General features: G+C 64.0%; 14 protein-coding genes. 6 read left to right on the top strand and 8 right to left on the bottom strand.

All coding sequences use genetic code 11. The features are described from left to right. The first annotated feature begins 141 nt into the window (after positions 1–141). Positions 142–1,662: a GTPase HflX gene (hflX, locus tag QP140_RS01115; RefSeq protein ID WP_284757600.1), complete on the top strand. Its 1,521-nt coding sequence runs from the start codon at positions 142–144 to the stop codon at positions 1,660–1,662. Positions 1,663–1,725: 63 nt separating this feature from the next. Beyond that, on the top strand, positions 1,726–3,102 hold the full coding sequence (locus tag QP140_RS01110; protein ID WP_284757599.1) for a uracil-xanthine permease family protein: 1,377 nt from the start codon (positions 1,726–1,728) through the stop codon (positions 3,100–3,102). 132 nt (positions 3,103–3,234) lie between these two features. Here the strand turns inward: QP140_RS01110 and QP140_RS01105 are convergent, their stop codons facing one another. Both QP140_RS01105 and lexA read right to left on the bottom strand, forming a co-directional pair. Next, positions 3,235–4,035: a DeoR/GlpR family DNA-binding transcription regulator gene (locus tag QP140_RS01105; RefSeq protein ID WP_070760738.1), complete on the bottom strand. Its 801-nt coding sequence runs from the start codon at positions 4,033–4,035 to the stop codon at positions 3,235–3,237. A 32-nt stretch (positions 4,036–4,067) separates the two neighbouring features. Next, positions 4,068–4,817, bottom strand: a complete 750-nt coding sequence (gene lexA, locus QP140_RS01100) for a transcriptional repressor LexA (protein WP_070759013.1) — start codon at positions 4,815–4,817, stop codon at positions 4,068–4,070. A 338-nt stretch (positions 4,818–5,155) separates the two neighbouring features. Between lexA and QP140_RS01095 the strand changes: the two genes are divergently transcribed. After that, positions 5,156–5,605 carry a cell wall hydrolase gene (locus tag QP140_RS01095; RefSeq protein ID WP_070760737.1) on the top strand — a complete coding sequence of 150 codons (450 nt, stop codon included), beginning with the start codon at positions 5,156–5,158 and terminating at the stop codon, positions 5,603–5,605. A 108-nt stretch (positions 5,606–5,713) separates the two neighbouring features. After that, complete coding sequence (gene nrdR, locus QP140_RS01090; protein WP_070760735.1) at positions 5,714–6,187, top strand: transcriptional regulator NrdR; 474 nt, start codon at positions 5,714–5,716, stop codon at positions 6,185–6,187. A gap of 52 nt (positions 6,188–6,239) precedes the next feature. On the opposite strand, the gene hrpA is transcribed toward nrdR, so the two are convergent. Continuing rightward, positions 6,240–10,358 (bottom strand): ATP-dependent RNA helicase HrpA, encoded by a 4,119-nt coding sequence (gene hrpA / locus QP140_RS01085; RefSeq protein ID WP_284757595.1) that lies wholly within the window; start codon positions 10,356–10,358, stop codon positions 6,240–6,242. A gap of 130 nt (positions 10,359–10,488) precedes the next feature. Between hrpA and QP140_RS01080 the strand changes: the two genes are divergently transcribed. Then, entirely contained in the window at positions 10,489–11,457 is a 969-nt protein-coding gene (locus tag QP140_RS01080; RefSeq protein ID WP_284757593.1) for a hydrogen peroxide-inducible genes activator, read from the top strand. Here the strand turns inward: QP140_RS01080 and QP140_RS01075 are convergent. Continuing rightward, positions 11,441–13,999: a DEAD/DEAH box helicase gene (locus QP140_RS01075; protein WP_284757590.1), complete on the bottom strand. Its 2,559-nt coding sequence runs from the start codon at positions 13,997–13,999 to the stop codon at positions 11,441–11,443. The genes QP140_RS01080 and QP140_RS01075 overlap by 17 nt on opposite strands. Further along, positions 13,999–15,033 (bottom strand): PAC2 family protein, encoded by a 1,035-nt coding sequence (locus QP140_RS01070; protein ID WP_442874961.1) that lies wholly within the window; start codon positions 15,031–15,033, stop codon positions 13,999–14,001. The genes QP140_RS01075 and QP140_RS01070 overlap by 1 nt, the downstream gene beginning before the upstream one ends. Before the next feature lie 213 nt (positions 15,034–15,246). On the opposite strand from QP140_RS01070, the gene QP140_RS01065 reads away from it, so the two are divergent. Next, positions 15,247–16,563: a DUF4192 domain-containing protein gene (locus QP140_RS01065; RefSeq protein ID WP_284757588.1), complete on the top strand. Its 1,317-nt coding sequence runs from the start codon at positions 15,247–15,249 to the stop codon at positions 16,561–16,563. On the opposite strand, the gene galE is transcribed toward QP140_RS01065, so the two are convergent. From galE to QP140_RS01050, 3 genes are all read right to left on the bottom strand, one after another. Next, a complete protein-coding gene (gene galE, locus QP140_RS01060; RefSeq protein WP_284757587.1) occupies positions 16,560–17,576 on the bottom strand; it encodes a UDP-glucose 4-epimerase GalE in 1,017 nt (338 codons plus the stop codon). The two genes, QP140_RS01065 and galE, sit on opposite strands and share 4 nt — an antisense overlap. Positions 17,577–17,638: 62 nt before the next feature. Beyond that, on the bottom strand, positions 17,639–18,358 hold the full coding sequence (locus QP140_RS01055) for a metal-dependent transcriptional regulator (protein ID WP_070760723.1): 720 nt from the start codon (positions 18,356–18,358) through the stop codon (positions 17,639–17,641). 91 nt (positions 18,359–18,449) lie between these two features. Then, positions 18,450–19,472, bottom strand: coding sequence for a sigma-70 family RNA polymerase sigma factor (locus QP140_RS01050; protein ID WP_070759003.1), 1,023 nt, complete (start codon positions 19,470–19,472; stop codon positions 18,450–18,452). Between the last annotated feature and the right edge of the window lie 29 nt (positions 19,473–19,501).

The following is a 19,501-nucleotide window of genomic DNA, read 5'->3' as shown; positions in this document are numbered from 1 at the left end:
GGGGTTGACACGTGCTCAGCGTCCCGGCCCACAGCCGGTGAAAGGAGCATGAGCGAGTGGGGACACCGCCGGGGTTTACGCCCCGGATAAGCCCGCTATTTACTTTCTTTTATGCAGGTGACAGTGTAGAACTGGAAGGCAATGGCTTCAAATTCAGATAATGTTGTCGATCTTTTTACAGACTCGTCGGAGGGCGAGGATTTCGACCTCGAATCTCAGCAGAGTCCGACCATCGGTGAGCTCGATCTGGAGGCGCGTTCCAGCCTCCGGCGGCTGACCAGAGGGGTCAGCAGCTACACGGACGATCAATCCGAGATCACTGAGGTCGAGTACCGCCAGCTTCGCCTGGAGAAGGTCATCCTCGTGGGGGTGTGGACCGAGGGAACAATCGCTCAGATCGAAGCGAGCCTGGAAGAACTAGTTGCCCTTGCTGAGACCGCTGGCTCCGAGGTCCTGGAGACTGTCTACCAGAAGCGCGATAAGCCGGACCCGGGCACCTATATCGGCCGCGGCAAAGTCAGCGAGCTCGCAGAGATCATCCAATCCACGGGCGCGGATACCGTGATCTGCGATGGTGAGCTGAGCCCCGGACAGATGATCGCCCTGGAGAACGCGCTGAACGCGAAGGTCATCGACCGCACCATGCTGATTCTCGATATCTTCGCGCAGCACGCGAAGTCCCGCGAGGGCAAAGCCCAGGTCGCCCTGGCTCAGATGGAGTACCTCATCAACCGGGTTCGCGGCTGGGGTACTTCGCTGTCGCGACAGACCGGTGGCCGGGCTGGCTCCAATGGTGGCGTGGGTCTGCGTGGCCCGGGTGAGACGAAGATCGAGGCCGACCGTCGCCGCTTGCGCGCCGAGATGGCACGCCTGCGCAAGGAAATCGCGGCGATGAAGACCTCCCGCGATACCAAGCGCCAGCGCCGCGACGCCTCTGCGGTTCCCCAGGTCGCAATCGCCGGATACACCAACGCAGGAAAGTCCTCGCTGATTAATGCGCTGACTGGCGCGGGTGTGCTCGTCGAGGACGCGCTGTTTGCCACCCTGGACCCCACGACCCGCAAGGCGGAACTCGCCGATGGGCGCAGCGTGATTTTCAGCGACACCGTGGGCTTCGTCCGCCACCTGCCGACGCAGCTGGTCGAAGCCTTCCGCTCCACGCTGGAGGAGGTCATGGCCGCGGACGTCGTTCTGCACGTCGTCGACGGCTCCGACCCCTTCCCACTCGAACAGATCCGTTCGGTGAACACGGTGATCAGCGAGATCGTCGCCGAGAGTGGCCAGGACGCCCCGCCAGAGATCATGGTGGTCAACAAGATCGACAAGGCGGATCCGCTGGTCCTCGCCGAGCTGCGCCACAAGCTCAACGACGTGGTGTTCGTCTCCGCACACACCGGGGAGGGCATCGACGAGCTGGAGACCAGGCTCGAGCTCTTCCTAAACTCACTGGACGAGACGGGAGTGTTCGCGGTCCCGTTCGACCGGGGCGACGTCGTCTCCCGCATTCACGACCTGGGTACCGTCACACAGGAGGAATACGACGCCACCGGCACCGTCCTCACCGCTCGCGTCCCGAAGAAGCTCGCCCGGGAACTGGACGCCTTCCGCGTGACTGACCGACACCACGACGATCTGGACGTCAACGGCGCCGCGACCAGCTAATCCGCCCGCAGCGCGCGGGACGCGGAGCTGACGCACTGAACCCTCCTTAGCTGCAGTAGTGTTATGGCCGTGACTAAGGACAATGGGGCGCTCAACGCGCAGAACAAAGCAGGTAGTTCGGAGCCGGGCACGCCCGGGCCAGGAGAGAAGGCGGAGCACCGCGGCTCGTTCTTCGGGTGGGATTTGCACGGCAACGGCCGCGACATCGAACCGGGTGGGGTCGTTAAGCCTGAGGAGCGCCTCTCGTGGCCACGCACCATCGGCGTGGGTATGCAGCACGTCATCGCGATGTTCGGTGCGACCCTCCTGGTGCCGACGATCACGGGTTTCCCGGTGAACACCACCCTGCTGTTCTCCGGACTCGGGACGATCCTCTTCCTGTTGGTGACCCGCAACCGACTACCGTCCTACCTCGGTTCCTCCTTCGCCTTCCTCGCCCCGCTGGCGGCAACCCAAGCGGAGGGTTTCGCGGCACAGCTCGGCGGAATTGTGGCCACCGGTGCGCTGCTGTTCGTGATCGGTCTCGTGGTCCAGCTCGCCGGACGCCAGGTGCTGGATGCCGTGATGCCGCCGGCGGTGACTGGTGCGATCGTGGCCCTGATTGGGTTGAACCTCGCTCCCACCTCGACGGGAAACGTCCAGGAGCAGCCATTGATCGCCGGCGTGACGCTGCTGGGGATCCTCCTGTTCACAGTGATGGGCCGCGGAATGGTGGCGCGACTCGGAATTCTTTTGGGCGTGCTGACCGGTTGGGGCTTCGCCTTCCTTTCGGGCGGTGTTTCTGAGGAGGCGCGGCAGCACGTGGGTGAGGCCGCGTGGATCGGCTTCCCGCACTTCGAGACCCCGGAATTCACGGTGACCGCCGTGACGATCACGCTGCCAGTGGTGGTCGTCCTCATCGCTGAGAACGTCGGCCATGTGAAGGCCGTGTCGACGATGACTAGCCGTAACCTCGACGATCTTGCAGGCAAGGCGTTGATGGCCGATGGCATGTCCACGGTGCTAGCTGGATCCGGTGGTGGATCCGGTACCACCACGTATGCGGAGAACATCGGCGTGATGGCGGCGACGAAGGTGTACTCCTCGGCCGCGTATTGGGTGGCTGCCGCAACGGCGATCGTGCTGGCCTTCATCCCGAAGTTTGGCGCCGCGATTCTTACCATCCCGGTGGGCGTGTTGGGCGGGGCAACGCTCGTGCTCTACGGCATGATCGGCCTGCTCGGGGTGCGCATTTGGATGGATAACGAGGTCTCGCTGACGGACCCGGTGAACCTCACCGCTGCTGCGGTGGCGATGATCGTCGGCATCGGCAACCTGACTCTGAACGTGGGCTCCATCCCGATGGAGGGCATTGCTTGGGGCTCGGTGGGCATCATCCTGGGCTACCCGGTGCTGCGCTACCTCTACGACAACTTCGGCGAGGGGCGCTACATCTCGTAGCGCTAAGTCCCGTGAGGGGGTGCCTGTCGTTGCGGATCGGATGGGAGCTGCCTGCGGGGGAGGCTTGGCCTGGGCGAAGCAGGGGGCGGGGCTGCCGACCCCGGTGCGTGTGGGAGTTCGGGAGCCCGGCAGCTACCCTTGCTGGTCGACGACCACCGTTTGAATGCCAGTGTCGTTGAGTTGGGCGATGAATCCTTCGGGGGCGGAGCTATCGGTGATGACCACATCGATCTTCTCCGGTTCGGCGAAGCTCACGATGTAGTCCAGGCCGAATTTCGTCGAATCGCACAGGGTGACCACCTTGTCTGAATAGGCAATCATCGCGCGCTTAATGGCGGCCTCGGCCGCGTCGTGGGTGGACAGCCCGTGAGTGAGGGTGAAGGCGTCGGTGCCGATGAACGCCACATCAGCGTGCAACAGCGCCAATGTCTGGAGGGCAACATCTCCCACCACCGCCTGCGACTGGGCGCGGATCTTGCCACCCAGCAGCTGCACCTTGATGCGGGGGTCGGTGGAGAGTAACAGTGCGTTGTGCGGCGAGTTCGTCACGACGGACAGGGAGTAGTTCTTGTCGATGCTCTCGGCATGCTCGACGATGGCCTCGGCGATCATCGCCGTGGTGGTTCCGGAGTCCAGGAAGATGGTTCCGCCGTCGAGGGGAACGAACTGCACTGCGGCCCTGCCGATCGCATGCTTGGCGAGCGCGGCGGAGTGTTTCCGCGTCTCCAGGGGGACGTAGTCGGTCTGGAATTGCCGTGCCGGGACGGCCCCGCCGTGGACCCGGTAGAGCTTGCCCTCGGCCGTAAGCTGGGCTAAGTCCCGACGGATGGTTTCGGCCGTGACCCCAAACTGGGCCGCGAGTTCGGTGACGGTGACCTTGCCCTGCACGGCGGCAAGCGAGGTGATTTGTCGACGACGCTGAGCTGAAAGCACGCTTAGATACCCACTTAATCCAAAAACTTGGGTTAGATCTTGCGCAGGACCGCGGAGACTTTACCGAGGATCTGCGCTTCATTGCCGGCGATTGGTTCGAACAGATCGTTGTGGGGGAGCAGCCACACACCGTCCTCATCGTGGTGCAGTTCCTTGACCGTGGCCTCCCCGTCGATCATGGCGGCGACAAAGTCACCCTGATCTGCGGTCGGCTGCGAGCGGACCACAACCCAGTCGGAGTCGTAGATGCCCGCATCGCGCATGGACTCGCCGACCACCTGCAAGAGGAAAAGCTCGTCGGAAGTACCGACCAGCTCGGCGGGGAGTGGGAACTGCGCTTCCACGTTCTGCTCCGCCAGGATCGGATTGCCGGCGGCGATTTGGCCGACGACGGGCACGTACGTCGCTGCGGGGCGGTCGTCGGAGACGGGAGCGGGGGTGGTCTTGGGCTGCTTCCGCGGCACGGGCTTCACGAGGCCGGGGTTGGTGTGGTCCTCGTAGCCTCGAACATCGAATGCGCGAGGCTTGTTGTCCTCCCGGCGCAGGTAGCCCTTCTCCTCAAGTTGCTTGAGTTGGTAGGACACCGAGGATGTGGATTGGAGACCGACAGCATCTGCGATTTCGCGGATGCTTGGGGGATAGCCCCGGAGAACCGTGGAGTCCTTGATGACCTCCAGGATGCGGCGTTGGCGGGAGCTCAGGTTGCCCTTGATCTTCGCATCTGCAGCGCTCTTCTTGGGGCGGCCTGGGCGCCGACGGGGGGACTCGGGGGACGTCGTCACGGTGAACTCTCCTTGCGGCCCGGGCGGCAGTCAGCTGCGTGTGCCACCTGGCTTGTGATTGAAAACTTATGCTCCCGCGTTCGAGGGAGGCCTCGACCGCGCTGGCACCCACTGTATCACCTGCATGTTCGATATTTGGGGTAAAACGCTCGACTTTCTTCGAACGTGCGTGCTATATTTTCGATGTAGCCGCCTAGAACACCCGTTCGATACATGTGAGGCGGTGTTGGGGCGCTGTCCCTAGCGGATGATTCACTCCTATCCAACGGCTGGTTACCGGTGATTCATCGGAAAGATCAGCGCTGATGATCGGAATTCGAACGAGGAAGGAATCTACTATGACTCTCGTTAAGAACGTTTCCCACGCCCCTGCGGCTGCGTCTCGCGCCGGTCGACGCGTCGCTATTCCAACTGAGCGGGTCCTGTTCGAAGGTTCCGAGTCGCTTTCCGGGGTCGTTTCACCTGGCGTCGGCAAGAATGTACGTTCGAATACCCATGGTGAGGGGCGGGCCTTCACTCCGAACTTCGTGCAGCAGCGTCGCTTCGCTCACCCGGTAGCGAATGCTCGTTCCCAGCGGGTCATGGCTTCGCAGGCCTCTGCACTTCGCCGTGGAATGGATATTGCCAACCGGGTGGCCACTTCCCGGGGTGGGGTGCTGCTGAGTGGAATTGCATTGGTACTCAGCCTTGGACTGTCTCCGTTGGCGATGGGCCAGGGTGGTGACGAGCAGGCTCCTGCCGCCACCGCGGCCGTGTCTGAGATCGCGTCAGCCGAGGCGGCGGACTAGCCATCTTCCGCTCGGCTTGGCGGAGTAGTGCCGTGGCGATCGAATTGGGGGGGGAACTGTGGAATCCGCCGGGGCGCTTTTTCTGCGTGCTGGGCATAAACTAGTGGCGTGCTGTGCCCAAGTTGTCGCTGTGAAGATTCCCGTGTTGTGGACTCCCGAGTTGTCGAAGGCGGAATTGCCATCCGCCGCCGCCGGGAGTGCCTGCAATGCCTCACTCGGTTCACCACCATGGAGCGCTCGGTCCTTCTCGTAACGAAGCGCAACGGGGTGACGGAGGAATTCAGCCGCGAGAAGGTCATCAAGGGTGTAAGGCAAGCCTGCCAGGGACGCGATGTGTCAGACGACGACCTCAAGCTGCTCGCCCACGAGGTTGAGCAGAGCGTTCGTGCGGACTACGGATCCCAGGTCAACGCCCACGACATTGGCCTGGCGATCCTGCCTCCGCTGCGCCGACTCGACGAAGTCGCCTACCTCCGCTTCGCCTCCGTGTATAAGTCCTTCAGCTCCTCCGAGGACTTCGAGGCAGAGATCGCATTGCTGCGCAGCCAGCACCAGGGCAACCCTCCGCACCCGGGCAACTAAAACCGAGACCATAGCGCCGTCCCCGGCGCTCACGCTCCCGGCGCACCACGGACTAGCGGATCTGACCGGCAGCCTTGCGAACCCGCTGCAGTGATGCGCTGCGTGCAGTGCCCAAATGCTGGGCAAACAGAGCCACCATGAGCTCCTCGATCAGCCAACGCAGGTCCTTGACCTGGGGCGAAGCCTGCCGGGCGCTGGGCAGGCGATCCACCGTCTGCTGATAAATCTTCATCGCTTCCGCCAGCTCCTCCGCCAGCTCCGCCTCGCGATCAGGATCCCGCTCCAGCAGTGCCAGCCTCCCCTTCATAGCCTCGACGTACCGGGGGACGTGCCGGAGGCGCTGAATGCCCCACGTGACCAGACTGTGGTCCGCGGCGTACAACTGCACCTGCTTTTTCATCTCCGCAATCGCGGGACCATCCCACTGCTCCAGCTCCGAGGAGATGTCCTGGATGGCTAATGCAGCAGGGGCGAATGCAACCAGGATCTGGCGCACCAGACCAGGAGCCTGCTGGCGGGCCGTCTGGCAGGCCCGTTCGCACTCGTCAGGGGTTCTGATCACCGGGCCAACCTTCTCCAGAAGCTGGCGGCACGCCGCCGTGCGCGCATCGTCCACCAACGCCTCAATACCACCGTTCGGATAGTTCTCCAGCGCCACGCGCTGGCGCAACGGCAGCCCCTTGAGCATCTGTCCGGCGGAAATCGGGGTGGCCTCGGCCATCAGGCTTAGCACCGTCGAGAACTGCTGAGCCTTCGCCGCGTGCTCGGTGGGGAAGGCCTTGAGCTCGAAACGCGTGCTGCGGTGACCCGTCTTGCCAGCGGAGAAGCTGGCAACCAGTGCGGGGAAAGCGTTCACGGCCTGGCCGTCGACGACGGTCTCGATGGACTCAGGGATATCGCCGATGCTTTCGGCCGACCACTCATCAGCGTGCTGAAGCACGCCACCCACGCCGGCCCCGCCCTGAGGTGCCTTCTGCTTCCCGCCAGTGCCACGGCCCTTCTTGCCAGCTGCGCCCGCACCCTTCTGGTGCACCTTGGCGTCCAGCGGGCTGGCAGCCGTAGAACCCTGGCCACCACGCAGGGACCGAGCACTCGCCGCCGCAATCGCCTGGCGGACATCACCGGCCAGCTCCCGCTGGAGTGCGACGATGTCCCGGCCGGTGCGCACCACATTGCCGCGGCGGTCAATAACCGCAAAATTCATGCGCAGGTGGTCGGGCACCTTGGTCCAGTCGAAGTCCGTGGCGTTGATGCCCCGACCGCCCAGCGAGCGCAGCGCATCGGCCAGCGACTCATCGATCGCCCCGTCGTAGGGCGTCATGGCCTCCAGCGCCCGTGCTGCGAAATCCGTTGCCGGGACCACCGACTTGCGGATCGCCTTGGGCAGGGAACGGATGAGCGCCACCGCTAGCTCGTGACGCATGCCCGGAACCAACCACTGCGTGATTTCGGGGTCGATGTTCGCCAACAGGGGCAGTGGAACCTGCATGGTGATGCCGTCGCGCGGATCGGTGGGGTCGAAGACATACTCCAGGTCGAACTCCAGGCTGCCCTGCCGCCAGGTATCCGGGAACTCATTGGCCTCCGCGGCCCCTTCGTGCGAATCGATGAGCGCGTCGAGCGAAAAATCCAGCAGGTCTGGCTTCTTGTGGCGTGCCTTCTTCCACCAGGAATCAAAATGTCGGCTGGAGATGATGTCTGCGGGCAGGCGGGCGTCGTAAAAAGAAAACAGGGCATCATCGTCGATCACGATGTCCCGGCGACGGGCCTTATCCTCCAGCTTCTCGGCTTGCTCAAGAAGCTCCTGATTGTGGCGGTAGAACTTGTGGCGCGTCTCCCAGTCGCCCTCGACCAGCGCCTTGCGGATGAACATATCCCGCGCCAGCTCCGGGTCAATCCGGCCCAGGTTGACGCGTCGCTCCGTGACGACGGGGAGTCCAAGCAGGAGGGCCTTTTCGTAGACCATCGCCGCACCCCGCTTCGATGACCAGTGCGGCTCCGAGTGGGTGTACTTCACCATGTGGGGCGCGATTGATTCCACCCACTCCGGGCGGATCGGCCCCACCGTTCGGGCGAAAATCCGGGATGTCTCGACCAGCTCCGCGGCCATGATCCACTGCGGTGGTTTCTTCGCCACATGGGAGCTCGGGTGTACCACAAAGTGCGAATTGCGGGGGCCGGTGAACTGGCGGCTCTCGCCCTCCCGCATGCCGATGTGGCTGATCAGCCCGGCCAGCAGGGCTCGGTGGACATCATCTTCGGCGATGGGCTCGCCGTCGAAGGTCAGCTGCCGGACATGCCGAATATTCGGCACGGACCAGCGCAGCTCCTTGGCGATATTGAGCAGCTGACGAACCAGATCCGCCCACTCCAGGACACGCAAGTAGTGGATGAACTCCCGCTGGCAGAGCTTGCGGAACTGGTTACCGCTGAGCTCGGCGCGCTGCTGTTGCAGGTAGCTCCACAGCTTCAAGGTGGAGATGAAGTCCGAGTTCGCCTTGAAACGCGCGTGGAGCTCATCGGCCTGCTGCTGCTTCTCCAGCGGCCGTTCCCGGACGTCCTGGATGGATAGCGCAGCGACGATGACGGTGACCTGATCCAGGATGTTCAGCCGGTGGGCGGCGACCATCATGCGCGCCAAGCGGGGGTCGGTCGGGATGCGAGACATGTCCCGTCCCACGTCCGTCAACGCGTGCCGGTCGCCTCCGGAGATCGCGCCCAGCTCGCTGAGCAGCGCAACGCCGTCGCGCACCGCGCGAGAGTCAGGGGCCTGCAGGAAGGGGAACTTCTGGATATCACCGAGGCCAAGAGCAAGCATCGCCAGGATGACGCTGGCCAGGTGGGTGCGCAGAATTTCGGGGTCGGTGAACTCCGGTCGGGCTTCGAAGTTTTCTTCCGAATACAGCCGGATCGCAATACCGTCGGCGACACGGCCACAACGGCCCGAACGCTGCTTCGCGGAGGCCTGGCTGATCTCCTCGACCGGCAGTCGCTGTACCTTCGTGCGATTGGAGTAGCGGGAGATGCGCGCATAGCCGGTATCCACGACGAAGCGGATGCCCGGCACGGTCAGGGACGTCTCGGCGATATTCGTGGCCAACACGATCCGGCGGCGTTGGCCAGGGTTGAACACGCGGTGCTGTTCCGCATTCGACAGTCGCCCAAACAGGGGGAGGATGTCGACGCGTGCCCCGCGCCGGTCGCGGTTGAGATGCTTATCCAGCGCCTCGGCGGCGTCGCGGATCTCGCGTTCCCCGGAGAAGAAGCACAGGATGTCGCCGCTGCCGAAGCTCCACAGCTCGTCGACGGCCTCGATGAGCCCGTCCAACGGGTCCGTCACGTGGGTGGTGATCTCCCCACTGTCCGGGTCGGTATAGCTTCGCTCCAGCGGGCGGTACAGGATCTCGACCGGGTAGGTTCGCCCCGAGACCTCGACGATCGGCGCGGGTGTGCCATCGGCGCTGGCGAAGTGCTCCGCGAAGCTTTCGGGGTCGATCGTCGCGGAGGTGATGATCAGCTTCAGATCCGGGCGCTTCGGCAGCAGATTCTTCAGGTAGCCCAGCAGGAAGTCGATGTTCAGGCTGCGCTCGTGCGCCTCATCGATGATGATCGTGTCGTATTCGCGGAGTAGCCGGTCGCGCTGGATCTCGTTGAGAAGCACACCGTCGGTCATGAGCTTGACCGCGGTGTTCTCGCTGGTCTTATCGTCGAAGCGGATCTTGTAACCGACCAGGGAATCCGGCTTATCCGTGCTCGATCCGAGCTCCTCGGCGATGCGGTCCGCCACGCTGCGGGCGGCGATGCGCCGGGGCTGGGTGTGCCCGATGCGCTGCCGCTTGCCGCGACCCAGGTTCAGGCACATCTTCGGGATCTGCGTGGTCTTACCGGAGCCAGTCTCACCGGCGATGATGACAACCTGATTTTCAGCGATAGCCTTTTCGATATCCGCCTGGCGCTCCGAGACGGGCAGCTCGCTAGGGAAGTGGATCTGAGGGAAGACCCGGTCCTGCTGGGGCAGATTGACGCCGGCCGTGCGCTCCCGGCGCTGTCGGCCGCTGCGTCCCCGGCGGCGCGACTTGCCCCCGCGGTTGCGGTGACGCCCGTTTCTGGCGTGCCGCGACGGCTGTTGCGCTGATTTTTGCGTGCTCTTATCGCTATTTTCCCTGCTCATTAGGGCTCCAGCTTAACAACTCTGTGGCTGGCACCTGTAGCCGGGAGCCATTCATAGCTTTTGGCTAAAACCACCCGGCCAGCTCGCGTAGGATAAGGCTTCAGCATTGTTGAAACATTGATAGGTAGCTGTGACCCACAAAGAGTATCGGCCGACCATTGCGCAGGTCCGGACCTTCGCGACGATCGCGGAACACGGCCACTTCGGCACCGCCGCGGCGCACCTGGGCATTTCCCAGCCATCGCTCTCGCAGGCTCTCGCGACCCTCGAGCAGGGGCTCGGAGTGCAGCTGATCGAGCGCTCCACCCGAAAAGTCATCGTGACGCCGATGGGGCGCTCGCTGCTGCCTTTCGCCCACGCCACGCTGGAGAGCGTGGACGCCCTCGTTGATCACGCCAATTCTGTGAAAGGCGGGTTGGGCAGCGCCCTGGTCGTGGGCATGATCCCGACGGTCGCCCCATTCCTGCTCCCGGATTTCTTGCGCGCCCTCGACGAACCGCAGGCTGGGGATGCCCCCCGCATCGTGGAGGAGAAGACCCACCACCTGGTGGATGCCCTTCGGCAGGGGCACATCGACGTCGCGGTGTTGGGGCTTCCGTTTGAGGACGCCGGGCTGACCACGATTCCCCTCTACGAGGAGGAGTTCGTGGTGGTCGTCCCAGAAGGCCACCCGATGGCCGGCCGCCGCGACCTGCGCGTCGCCGACCTCGAAAAACTCGACCTCCTGCTTCTCGACGAGGGGCACTGTTTGCGGGACCAGGTGATGGACCTGTGCCGCAGGGTGAATATGAGCCATGACCCCCGGCTGGCGGTGACCCGGGCAACGAGTCTGTCCACCGTGGTTCACCTCGTTGCCGCCGGGCAGGGCGCGACCCTCGTTCCGCTGAGCGCGGTGCCCAGTGAGTGCCAGCGCCCGGGCATCGGCTTGGCGACATTCCACCCCGAGGAGAAGGCGGCTGGCCGCACGGTGGGGATTGCCCACCGCTCCAGCAGCGTGCGTACCGAGGATTATGAGGAGCTCGGCCGCATCCTCTCTGAGTCCTTTGCAGCGGTGCAGGAAACCGCCCGGGCGGAGCTGGCCGCTAGCCTTGGTGAATAACCAGGCTGGCTAGGCGCACCTCTCCGGCCTCGTCGGTAGCGGACAGGTCCACCATGCCCTCGAAGGCCCAGCCGTGGTCCTTTTCCGGGTCATCCAGAATCTGGCGCACCCGCCATTGGCCGGGCGCAGCCTCCGGGTTCTCGTCGATGAGCACCATTGAGTTGGAACGCGCGTCGGCGTCAACCCCCAGGTCCGCATACTCCTCGAAGTAATCGTCCATGGCGGCGGGCCAATCGGGGGCGTCCTCCAGGTAGGAATCCAGCTCCGCCAGCTGCTCCTCCTTCTCGAAGGCGAAGAGCTCCACGTGGCGGAACATGTGGTTGCGCACCATCCGCCGCAGTGCTCGCTTGTTGGCCGAGAGCGCGGAACTATCGGTGACCCCGAAGGCATGCTCCGTGACCTGCTCCTCGGTCAGCGGAGCATCCGGGTCGGAGAGGGTGGCCCACTCATCCAGCAGGGAGGAGTCCACCTGGCGGATGAGCTCGCCCAGCCACTCGATGATGTCCTCGAGCTCCTCCGTGCGGTAGCTCTGTGGCACCGAATGGTCCAGGGTGCGCCACGCGTCGGTGAGGTAGCGCAGCACCACGCCCTCGGAACGCCCCAAACGGTAGGTAGCGATGATGTCCGAGAAGGTCATGCCCTTTTCGATCATGTCGCGCAGAACGGACTTCGGGGAGATGTCGAAGTCCTTCGCCCAGGGGTTGGATTCGCAGAAGATGTCGAAGGCATTGTCGAGGGATTCGGCCAGCGGCTGCGGGTAGGTGACGTCCTCGAGGATGTTCATCCGCTCGGTGTAGTCGACGCCCTCCGCCTTGAGCGCGGCGAGCTCCTCATCGCGGGCTGCGCGTTGCTGGCCGCTGAGTACCTGGCGGGGATCGTCGAGAACCGCCTCGAAGGTGGAGATCACGTCCAGGGTGAACTCCGGGGACTCCGGGTCGAGCAGGTCTAGAGCAGCCAGCGCGAACGGGGCCAGCGGTTGGTTGAGCGCGAAGTCTCGCTGCAGTTCCTGGGTTAGCCGGGCGTCCTTCCCGGACGGCGTGTCCGCCGCGAACTCCTCGACCACCTCGGACCGAAGCAGGCCACGGTAGAGCTCGATCGTGGTGCGGATGTGAGCGTTCTGCTTCGCGCGGGTCTCGTGGCTGCTGCGGAGCAGACGCTTGAGGGCAGCAAAGGTCCATTCCTTGCGAGCGACGATGTTCAGCAGCATCGAGTTGCTCATCGTGAACTGGCTGACCAGCTCCTCTGGCTCCGCGGTGAGCAGGCGTTCGTACGTGGACTCGGACCAGGTGGTTCGGCCCTGTGGTGCGGACTTCTTGCGCAGCCGCTTGAGCTTCTTCGGGTCCGTCCCAGCGCGCTGGCGAAGCCGGAAGTTCTCGATCTCGTGTTCCGGCGCCTGGACGACGACGGTGCCTTCCGTGTCGTAGCCTGCGCGTCCTGCTCGTCCGGCGATCTGGTGGAACTCCCGGGACTTCAGGATGCGGTGGCGTTCGCCGTCGAACTTCGCTAGCTCCGTCATGAGCACCGAGCGGATCGGGACGTTGATTCCCACGCCCAGGGTGTCGGTGCCGCAGATGACGGTCAGCAGACCCTGCTGGGCGAGCTGTTCCACCAGGCGCCGGTATTTTGGCAGCAGGCCGGCGTGGTGGACACCAATCCCGCGGCGCAGCAGTTTGGATAGGGTCTTGCCGAAGCTGGTGGTGAACTTGAAGTTCCCGATCGCCTCGGCGATCGCCTTCTTCTTCTCTTCGCTGACCAAGCTCAGGCTCGTCAGCGCCTGAGCGCGCTCGATGGCCTCGCGCTGGGTGAAGTGTACGACGTAGACCGGGGCCTTGCCATCCTTGACTAGCTCCTCGATCGTCTCGTGCACCGGGGTATAGACGTAGTCGAAGCTCAGCGGAACCGGGCGGACGGAGCCAGAAACGTGGGTGCAGGGCCTGCCGGTGCGGTCGGTCAGATCCTTCTCCAGCCACGCAGTGTCTCCCAGCGTGGCGCTCATCAGCAGGAACTGGGCGTGGGGGAGTTCCAGGAGGGGCACCTGCCAGGCCCAGCCACGGTCGGGCTCGGAGTAGTAGTGGAACTCATCCATGACCACCTGGTCGACCTGCGCGTCCTTCCCGTCGCGCAACGCGATATTGGCGAGGATCTCGGCGGTGGCGCAGATGATGGGGGCACCACCATTGACGGTCGCATCACCCGTCATCATGCCCACATTCTCAGGGCCAAAGGTTGCGCAGAGGTCGAAGAATTTCTCGCTGACCAGGGCTTTGATTGGGGCGGTGTAGAAACTGCGCTGCCCGCGCGCCAGCGCCACGAAGTGGGCCGCCAGGGCCACCATCGACTTCCCGGACCCCGTGGGGGTCGCCAGGATGACGTGGTCCTGGGCGACCAACGCCGTGGCTGCCTCCTTCTGCGCCTCGTAGAGGCTGATCCCGCGGTCTTCCGTCCACCGCAGGAAGGACGCCAACACGGCGTCGTCAACGAGCCCTTCAGGGACCTCGTCGAGGTCGGGGAGTAGGTCGGCCAGCTGGGCAGCGATTCCCACTACTGTGAGTCTCCTTCATCGTCGTCGTGTGGGTCGTTGCTATGGGTGGGATCCGCCGGATCCTCCCCGCCGGCCGCGGAATCGGTATCCGCCGCGTCATTCATGCGGGCCAGGAATGCCTCGAACTCGGCGCCCAGCTCCTCGCCAGTAGGGATGTCCTGTCCTGGCTCGAGCAACGAACTCTTCTTCTTTCGAAGCCTACGGACTTCCTTGTCGTACTGCTGCTCGAGGGCCCCAACGACGGTAGCGATCTCGTGGGAATCCTCCGTCTGCTGTGCGAGCTGCTGCTGTACGCGCGACATATCCTTCTCCAGCGCCTTCAACGGCAGCTCGCGGTCGGCAAGGTCGCCGAAGGCCTTCAGCAGCGCGTAGCTTGCCTCCGGGTACTCTGAACCCGCGATGTAGTGCGGCACATGGGCCGTGAGCCCAATGGCGTCGAATCCCGCGGCAGACAGCTGCATCTCGGTGTCGAGCGCAGCAGCCCCCGGGATCACCAGCCGTGCGTCCCACGTGTGGTAATCCCGCACCAGGGACGGGTCCGAAGCGTGCGCGGAAATCACCAGCGGGCGGGTGTGCGGCACCGTCATCGGGGCAGCATAGAAGGAAATCGCCCGGGAGACATTCGCTCGCTGCGCCAACTCCATGATCGCGTGCCCGAATGCCTCCCACTTCAGGTCCGGCTCTGGGCCGGCGACCAGCAGGAACGGCCGGTCGTTGACGTCCTTGACGATGCGCACGTCCAGGCTGAGCTTGTCGGACTTGGTGATACGATTCTGGTCGATCGTGATGCTGGGGCGCCGTGCGCGGTAATCCAGTAGATCATCGAGGTTGAAGCTGGCGACAACCGAGCTATCCAGAGCCTCCAGGAGGTGATTTCCACTGACTGCGATGGCCTGGCCCGCATCGGCATAGCCCTGGAGCGCGATCAGCATCGGGATACCTTCGTCCGGCGAATCCGCCTCCAGTGGAACGGGATATTCCATCTCATACATGGTGTTCCGGGGACGGCGGCTAAAAGAATTGTCCTGAGGCATCGTCTTTGCGCTCCCTTTCTTTACAACGACTGCGGGGCAGCGGGCCGGAGATCTCGGCATTAACCGAGTTCAGGCCAGCCAAAACACGTGGCGGGCTCCGGCGTGGGGAAGTTATCCACAGTCCACTGCGTGTCCACAGGGTCCTGGCGGTTCTCCTCCGCAGACCAACGCTGCTGCGCTGGGGCTGACCGGGTGATCGAGCACACTTTGCTCATGAGATCACACGATTCACGTCATTCCAACCACAACGACCATCGCAATATTCCCCACGAGACAACCGCCGCGCAGGCCCCACCATCCGACAACAGGCTACGGGGCCGCCAAGGGCACAGCACAGCACCAGCTGGGCATCGCAGCATCTCCCTGGGAGCCGACCCCGGGGCTCTGCTCGCAGGCCTACCAGCCATGCTCGGTTTCACACCGCAGGACTCCTTGGTGCTCATCGGACTCCAACCGGTCAGCAAGGACGGGCCACCTCGAGGCAGCAACCCGGGTGACCGCGCCACCACACACGCCACCGTCACCTTTCAGGTAGGCCCCGTCGTGAGAGCCGACCTGGACGGCGATAGCACCGAGGAGGCCCTCGACACCTTCTGTGCCGCACTGGGGGCTCCCATCTCGGACACCGTGCCGACGGATCAATGCCCGCAGGCGATCATCCTCGTTATCGGTGGCACCCCGGCCCGCGCCGTCGACGTATTCACTGACACACGCACCCAACTCGCCCTGGCCGGAATCCCCGTGCACACCAGCCACTGGGCTCAGGAGATTGCAGACCACCAAGAGTGGGCGACATACGACCTCCACACACAACTATGGGTGGACGAGGGGACCATCCCGGTACAAAGCGCCAACCCAGTAGCTCTCCACGCGGGGGTGACCAATGCCTTGAACTTCGCAGCTCGCGAGGACATGGAATGCTGGCTGGACCAGCAGGGCCCACCCCTGGCAGGGCAGGCGGAACCGCAGTGTCTGGACACCGCCCTCCACCAACTATTGGCAAAAACAGAAGAGATACTCGACGGGTTCACCACGGTGGAGGATGCAATGGCAGACCTGGCGCTGCTGACCGCGATCGCCCGGCTCTGCGGCGAGCCCCGCAGCCAGGCCTTTCTCATCACCACATCAATCGGCATGCCCTCGCCCGTCATCCGCTCACTGCTCGCGGCAACTGCGCGCCACACAGCCGGCGACGTGAGAAGCAATGTGCTTTACGTGCTCACCCAGGTACTCGTCGGGAATGGGGAAGGAGTGGTCGCATTTCACACCGCGCGCCGGGCAGTCTCCGAGGCGACCAGCGCCATGGGATGGAAGGATAACCAGGTGCTCGTCATAGCCCTGAAAACCGGCCTCGCGCTCCAGATCGTCAAGGATAAGGTCGCAATCGCCACAGGGGTCCTGAACGGGAAGAACCCGCGCGAACACGTCCCGGCCGACACGCGCGAGGCCTTCATGCGGGTGCTGGACTGGGATGCCCTTGAACACCTACGTCACCTGGACACCGAGGGAGGTGAGCTCGCGAAACCTTAGGGACGGGGAGCGGAGTGGGCCGCATCTCCCAGGGCGGAGGTAAACCGCCACGCGTCCGACACCACCGTCTTCAGGTCCGAGAGTTGCGGCTCCCAGCCCAGCTCAGCGATAGCCTTCGCACTCGAGGCGATGAGCACTGCCGGGTCTCCGGCGCGCCGTGGGGCCTCGATCGCCGGAATGTCGGCCCCGGTGACCTCCCGGCAGGTGTCGATGACCTCCCGGACGCTGAACCCGTCACCGCTACCAAGGTTGAAGATCCGGTGCTCGCCGGCCACGTTGGACGTCGCAGCGAGCACGTGGGCATCCGCGAGGTCCTTGATGTGGATGTAGTCGCGCACTGCTGTGCCGTCCTTGGTGGGCCAATCGGAGCCGAAGATGCTGATCGACTCGCGGTGGCCCAGAGCGACCTGCAGGACGATCGGGATCAGGTGGGTCTCCACCTCACGGTTCTCACCGAACTGCTGATAGGCGCCCGCGACGTTGAAGTAGCGCAGGCTCGTCGCTGCCAAGCCGTAAGCCTTGGCGTAGGAGGAGAGCATGTAGTCGATCGTCAGCTTCGAGGCACCGTAGGGGTTCGTCGGGGCCGTGGGCATATCCTCCGTGATAGGCACCTGCTCCGGTTCGCCGTAGCAGGCAGCGGTGGAGGAGAAGACGATGTTCTTCACTCCTGCTTCGCGCATCGCGTCCAGCAGCGTGAGGGTTGTGAGAACATTGTGGTGCCAGTAGGCATCCGGCTGCTCCACGGATTCGCCCACGAGCGAGCGCGCGGCGAAGTGGAAGACGGCGGCGAAATCGCCATCCGCCAAAACCTCGCTGGCCACATCCGCAATGTCGCCTTCCACGAAGTTGGCTTTGGGGTGGATCGCGGAGCGATTGCCGGTGCTCAAGTTATCCACGACGGTGACGTGGAACCCGTTTTCAACGAGGACGGCGGTGCATACGCTACCCACGTAGCCCGCACCACCGGTGACGAGGACGTTGCTGCCAGGTTCAATTGCGTTGTATTCAGTCACTGTGGGGGCTTTCTTCAATCGAGGAATGCGAGGTCTGGCGGGGTCAGGAGGCGTCGAGGCGGTTAAGCGTTCGACACGTTGCGTACGCGGACCGCGTGCGCCAGCTCGCTGGGGATGACGACCTCAGCGGATTCGCCACGCAGAATGAGGTGATCCTCAGTCGGGATGACGGAGACGGCGACACCTGGGAGAATGCCCGCCTCGCGCAGCCGCTTCATCAACGAGCCCTCGACCTGCACGATCTCGTTAAAGCTGGTGACCACGGCCTCGTGTTCCTCGCCGGTGGCCAGGTCGGCGGCGCGGACCGAATTCGGGTCTTCCGCCACGGCCGTCTGGGAGATATCCGTGCCGTCCGCCGCCTGTTCGGTCAGGAAATTCAGCCCCGGGATGGGGTTGCCGAAGGGGGAGGTGTCGTGCTCGTCGAGAACCTCAACGAGGCGCTGCTCGACCTCGTCACTCATGACGTGCTCCCAGCGGCAGGCCTCGTCGTGAACCTTGTCCCACGGCAGGCCGATCACGTCGGTCAGCAGGCGTTCGGCAAGGCGGTGCTTGCGCATCACGGCGGTCGCGAGTGCTCGACCCTCGTCGGAGAGCTTCAGGGAACGGTCCTTCTCAACGGAGAGCAGACCATCGCGCTCCATGCGGGCCACCGTCTGGCTCACCGTGGGGCCGGACTGCTCAAGCCGCTCAGCGATCCGGGCGCGCAGCGGCGGGATGCCCTCTTCCTCGAGCTCGTAAATCGTCCGGAGATACATCTCCGTGGTGTCTACTAGGTCACGCACCCTACTCGCCCTTTCTCACCTTTCGAGCTGATGGAAGCCTCGAAAAAATCAATGCCTCAACCATACATCCCCGGTCTTGGGGAGTGGCGCACTATACGGCGTATTCGCGGAGCTTGTCCGCGCGCTGGCCCTCCCGCAGCTTAGCCATGACCTCGCGCTCGATCTGGCGCACCCGCTCACGGGAGAGGCCGAACTGACGGCCGATCTGGTCCAACGTGCGGGGCAGGCCATCATCGAGGCCATAGCGCAGGGTGATGACATCCTGCTCTCGCTGCTCCAACGTGGCCAGCACGGAGCGGATGTCGGAGTGGCGCAGGCTGGCGACGACTGCAGCCTCGGCGTCCTCTGCCTCGGAGTCCTCGATGAAGTCGCCCAACGGGGCTTCCTCGTCGGTGCCGACGGGCATGTCGAGGCTCACCGGGTCGCGGGACTGCTTCATCAGCATCTCGATCCGGTCCTCCGGGATCCCCGACTCCTCAGCCAGCTCCTCGTACGTCGCCTCACGGCCCAGGTGCTGGTACATCTCGCGCTTGATGCGGGAAAGCTTATTGACCTGCTCCACCAGGTGCACCGGCAGGCGAATAGTGCGCGACTGGTCCGCCATGCCGCGGGTGATCGCCTGGCGGATCCACCAGGTGGCGTAAGTGGAGAACTTGAAGCCCTTCTTGTAATCGAACTTCTCCATCGCGCGGATGAGCCCCAGGTTGCCCTCCTGGATCAGGTCCAGCAGTGGCATGCCACGGCCCGTGTAGCGCTTGGCCAACGAGACCACGAGGCGCAGATTAGCCTCAAGCAGGTGAGTACGTGCGGCCTTGCCTTCGCGTGCCAGGATCTTCACATCGCGCTTCTTCGCACGAGTCAACGGCTCGCCGCTCTTGAGCAGCTGCTCCGCATACAGCCCGGCCTCAATGCGCTGGGAGAGTTCAACCTCGTCCTCAGCAGTCAGCAGGGCAGTCTTACCAATGCCGTTCAGGTAGACGCGGACGAGGTCGGCCGAAGGGTTCTCGTTATTGCCTCGGCGCCGACGGCGGTCAGTATTCTGCTCCGGCTGCGAGGCATCATCCTTGGCGGACGTCGCGCGGGCGGAATCACTGCCGCTGGTGGACTTGCTCATGCAGTTAGGTCTCCTCTTGAGCTCACGAT

Origin of the sequence: Corynebacterium sp. UMB9976 (genome assembly GCF_030212265.1) — a bacterium.
Classification (GTDB): Bacteria; Actinomycetota; Actinomycetes; order Mycobacteriales; family Mycobacteriaceae; genus Corynebacterium.
This window is presented reverse-complemented; position numbering and strand designations above follow the sequence as displayed.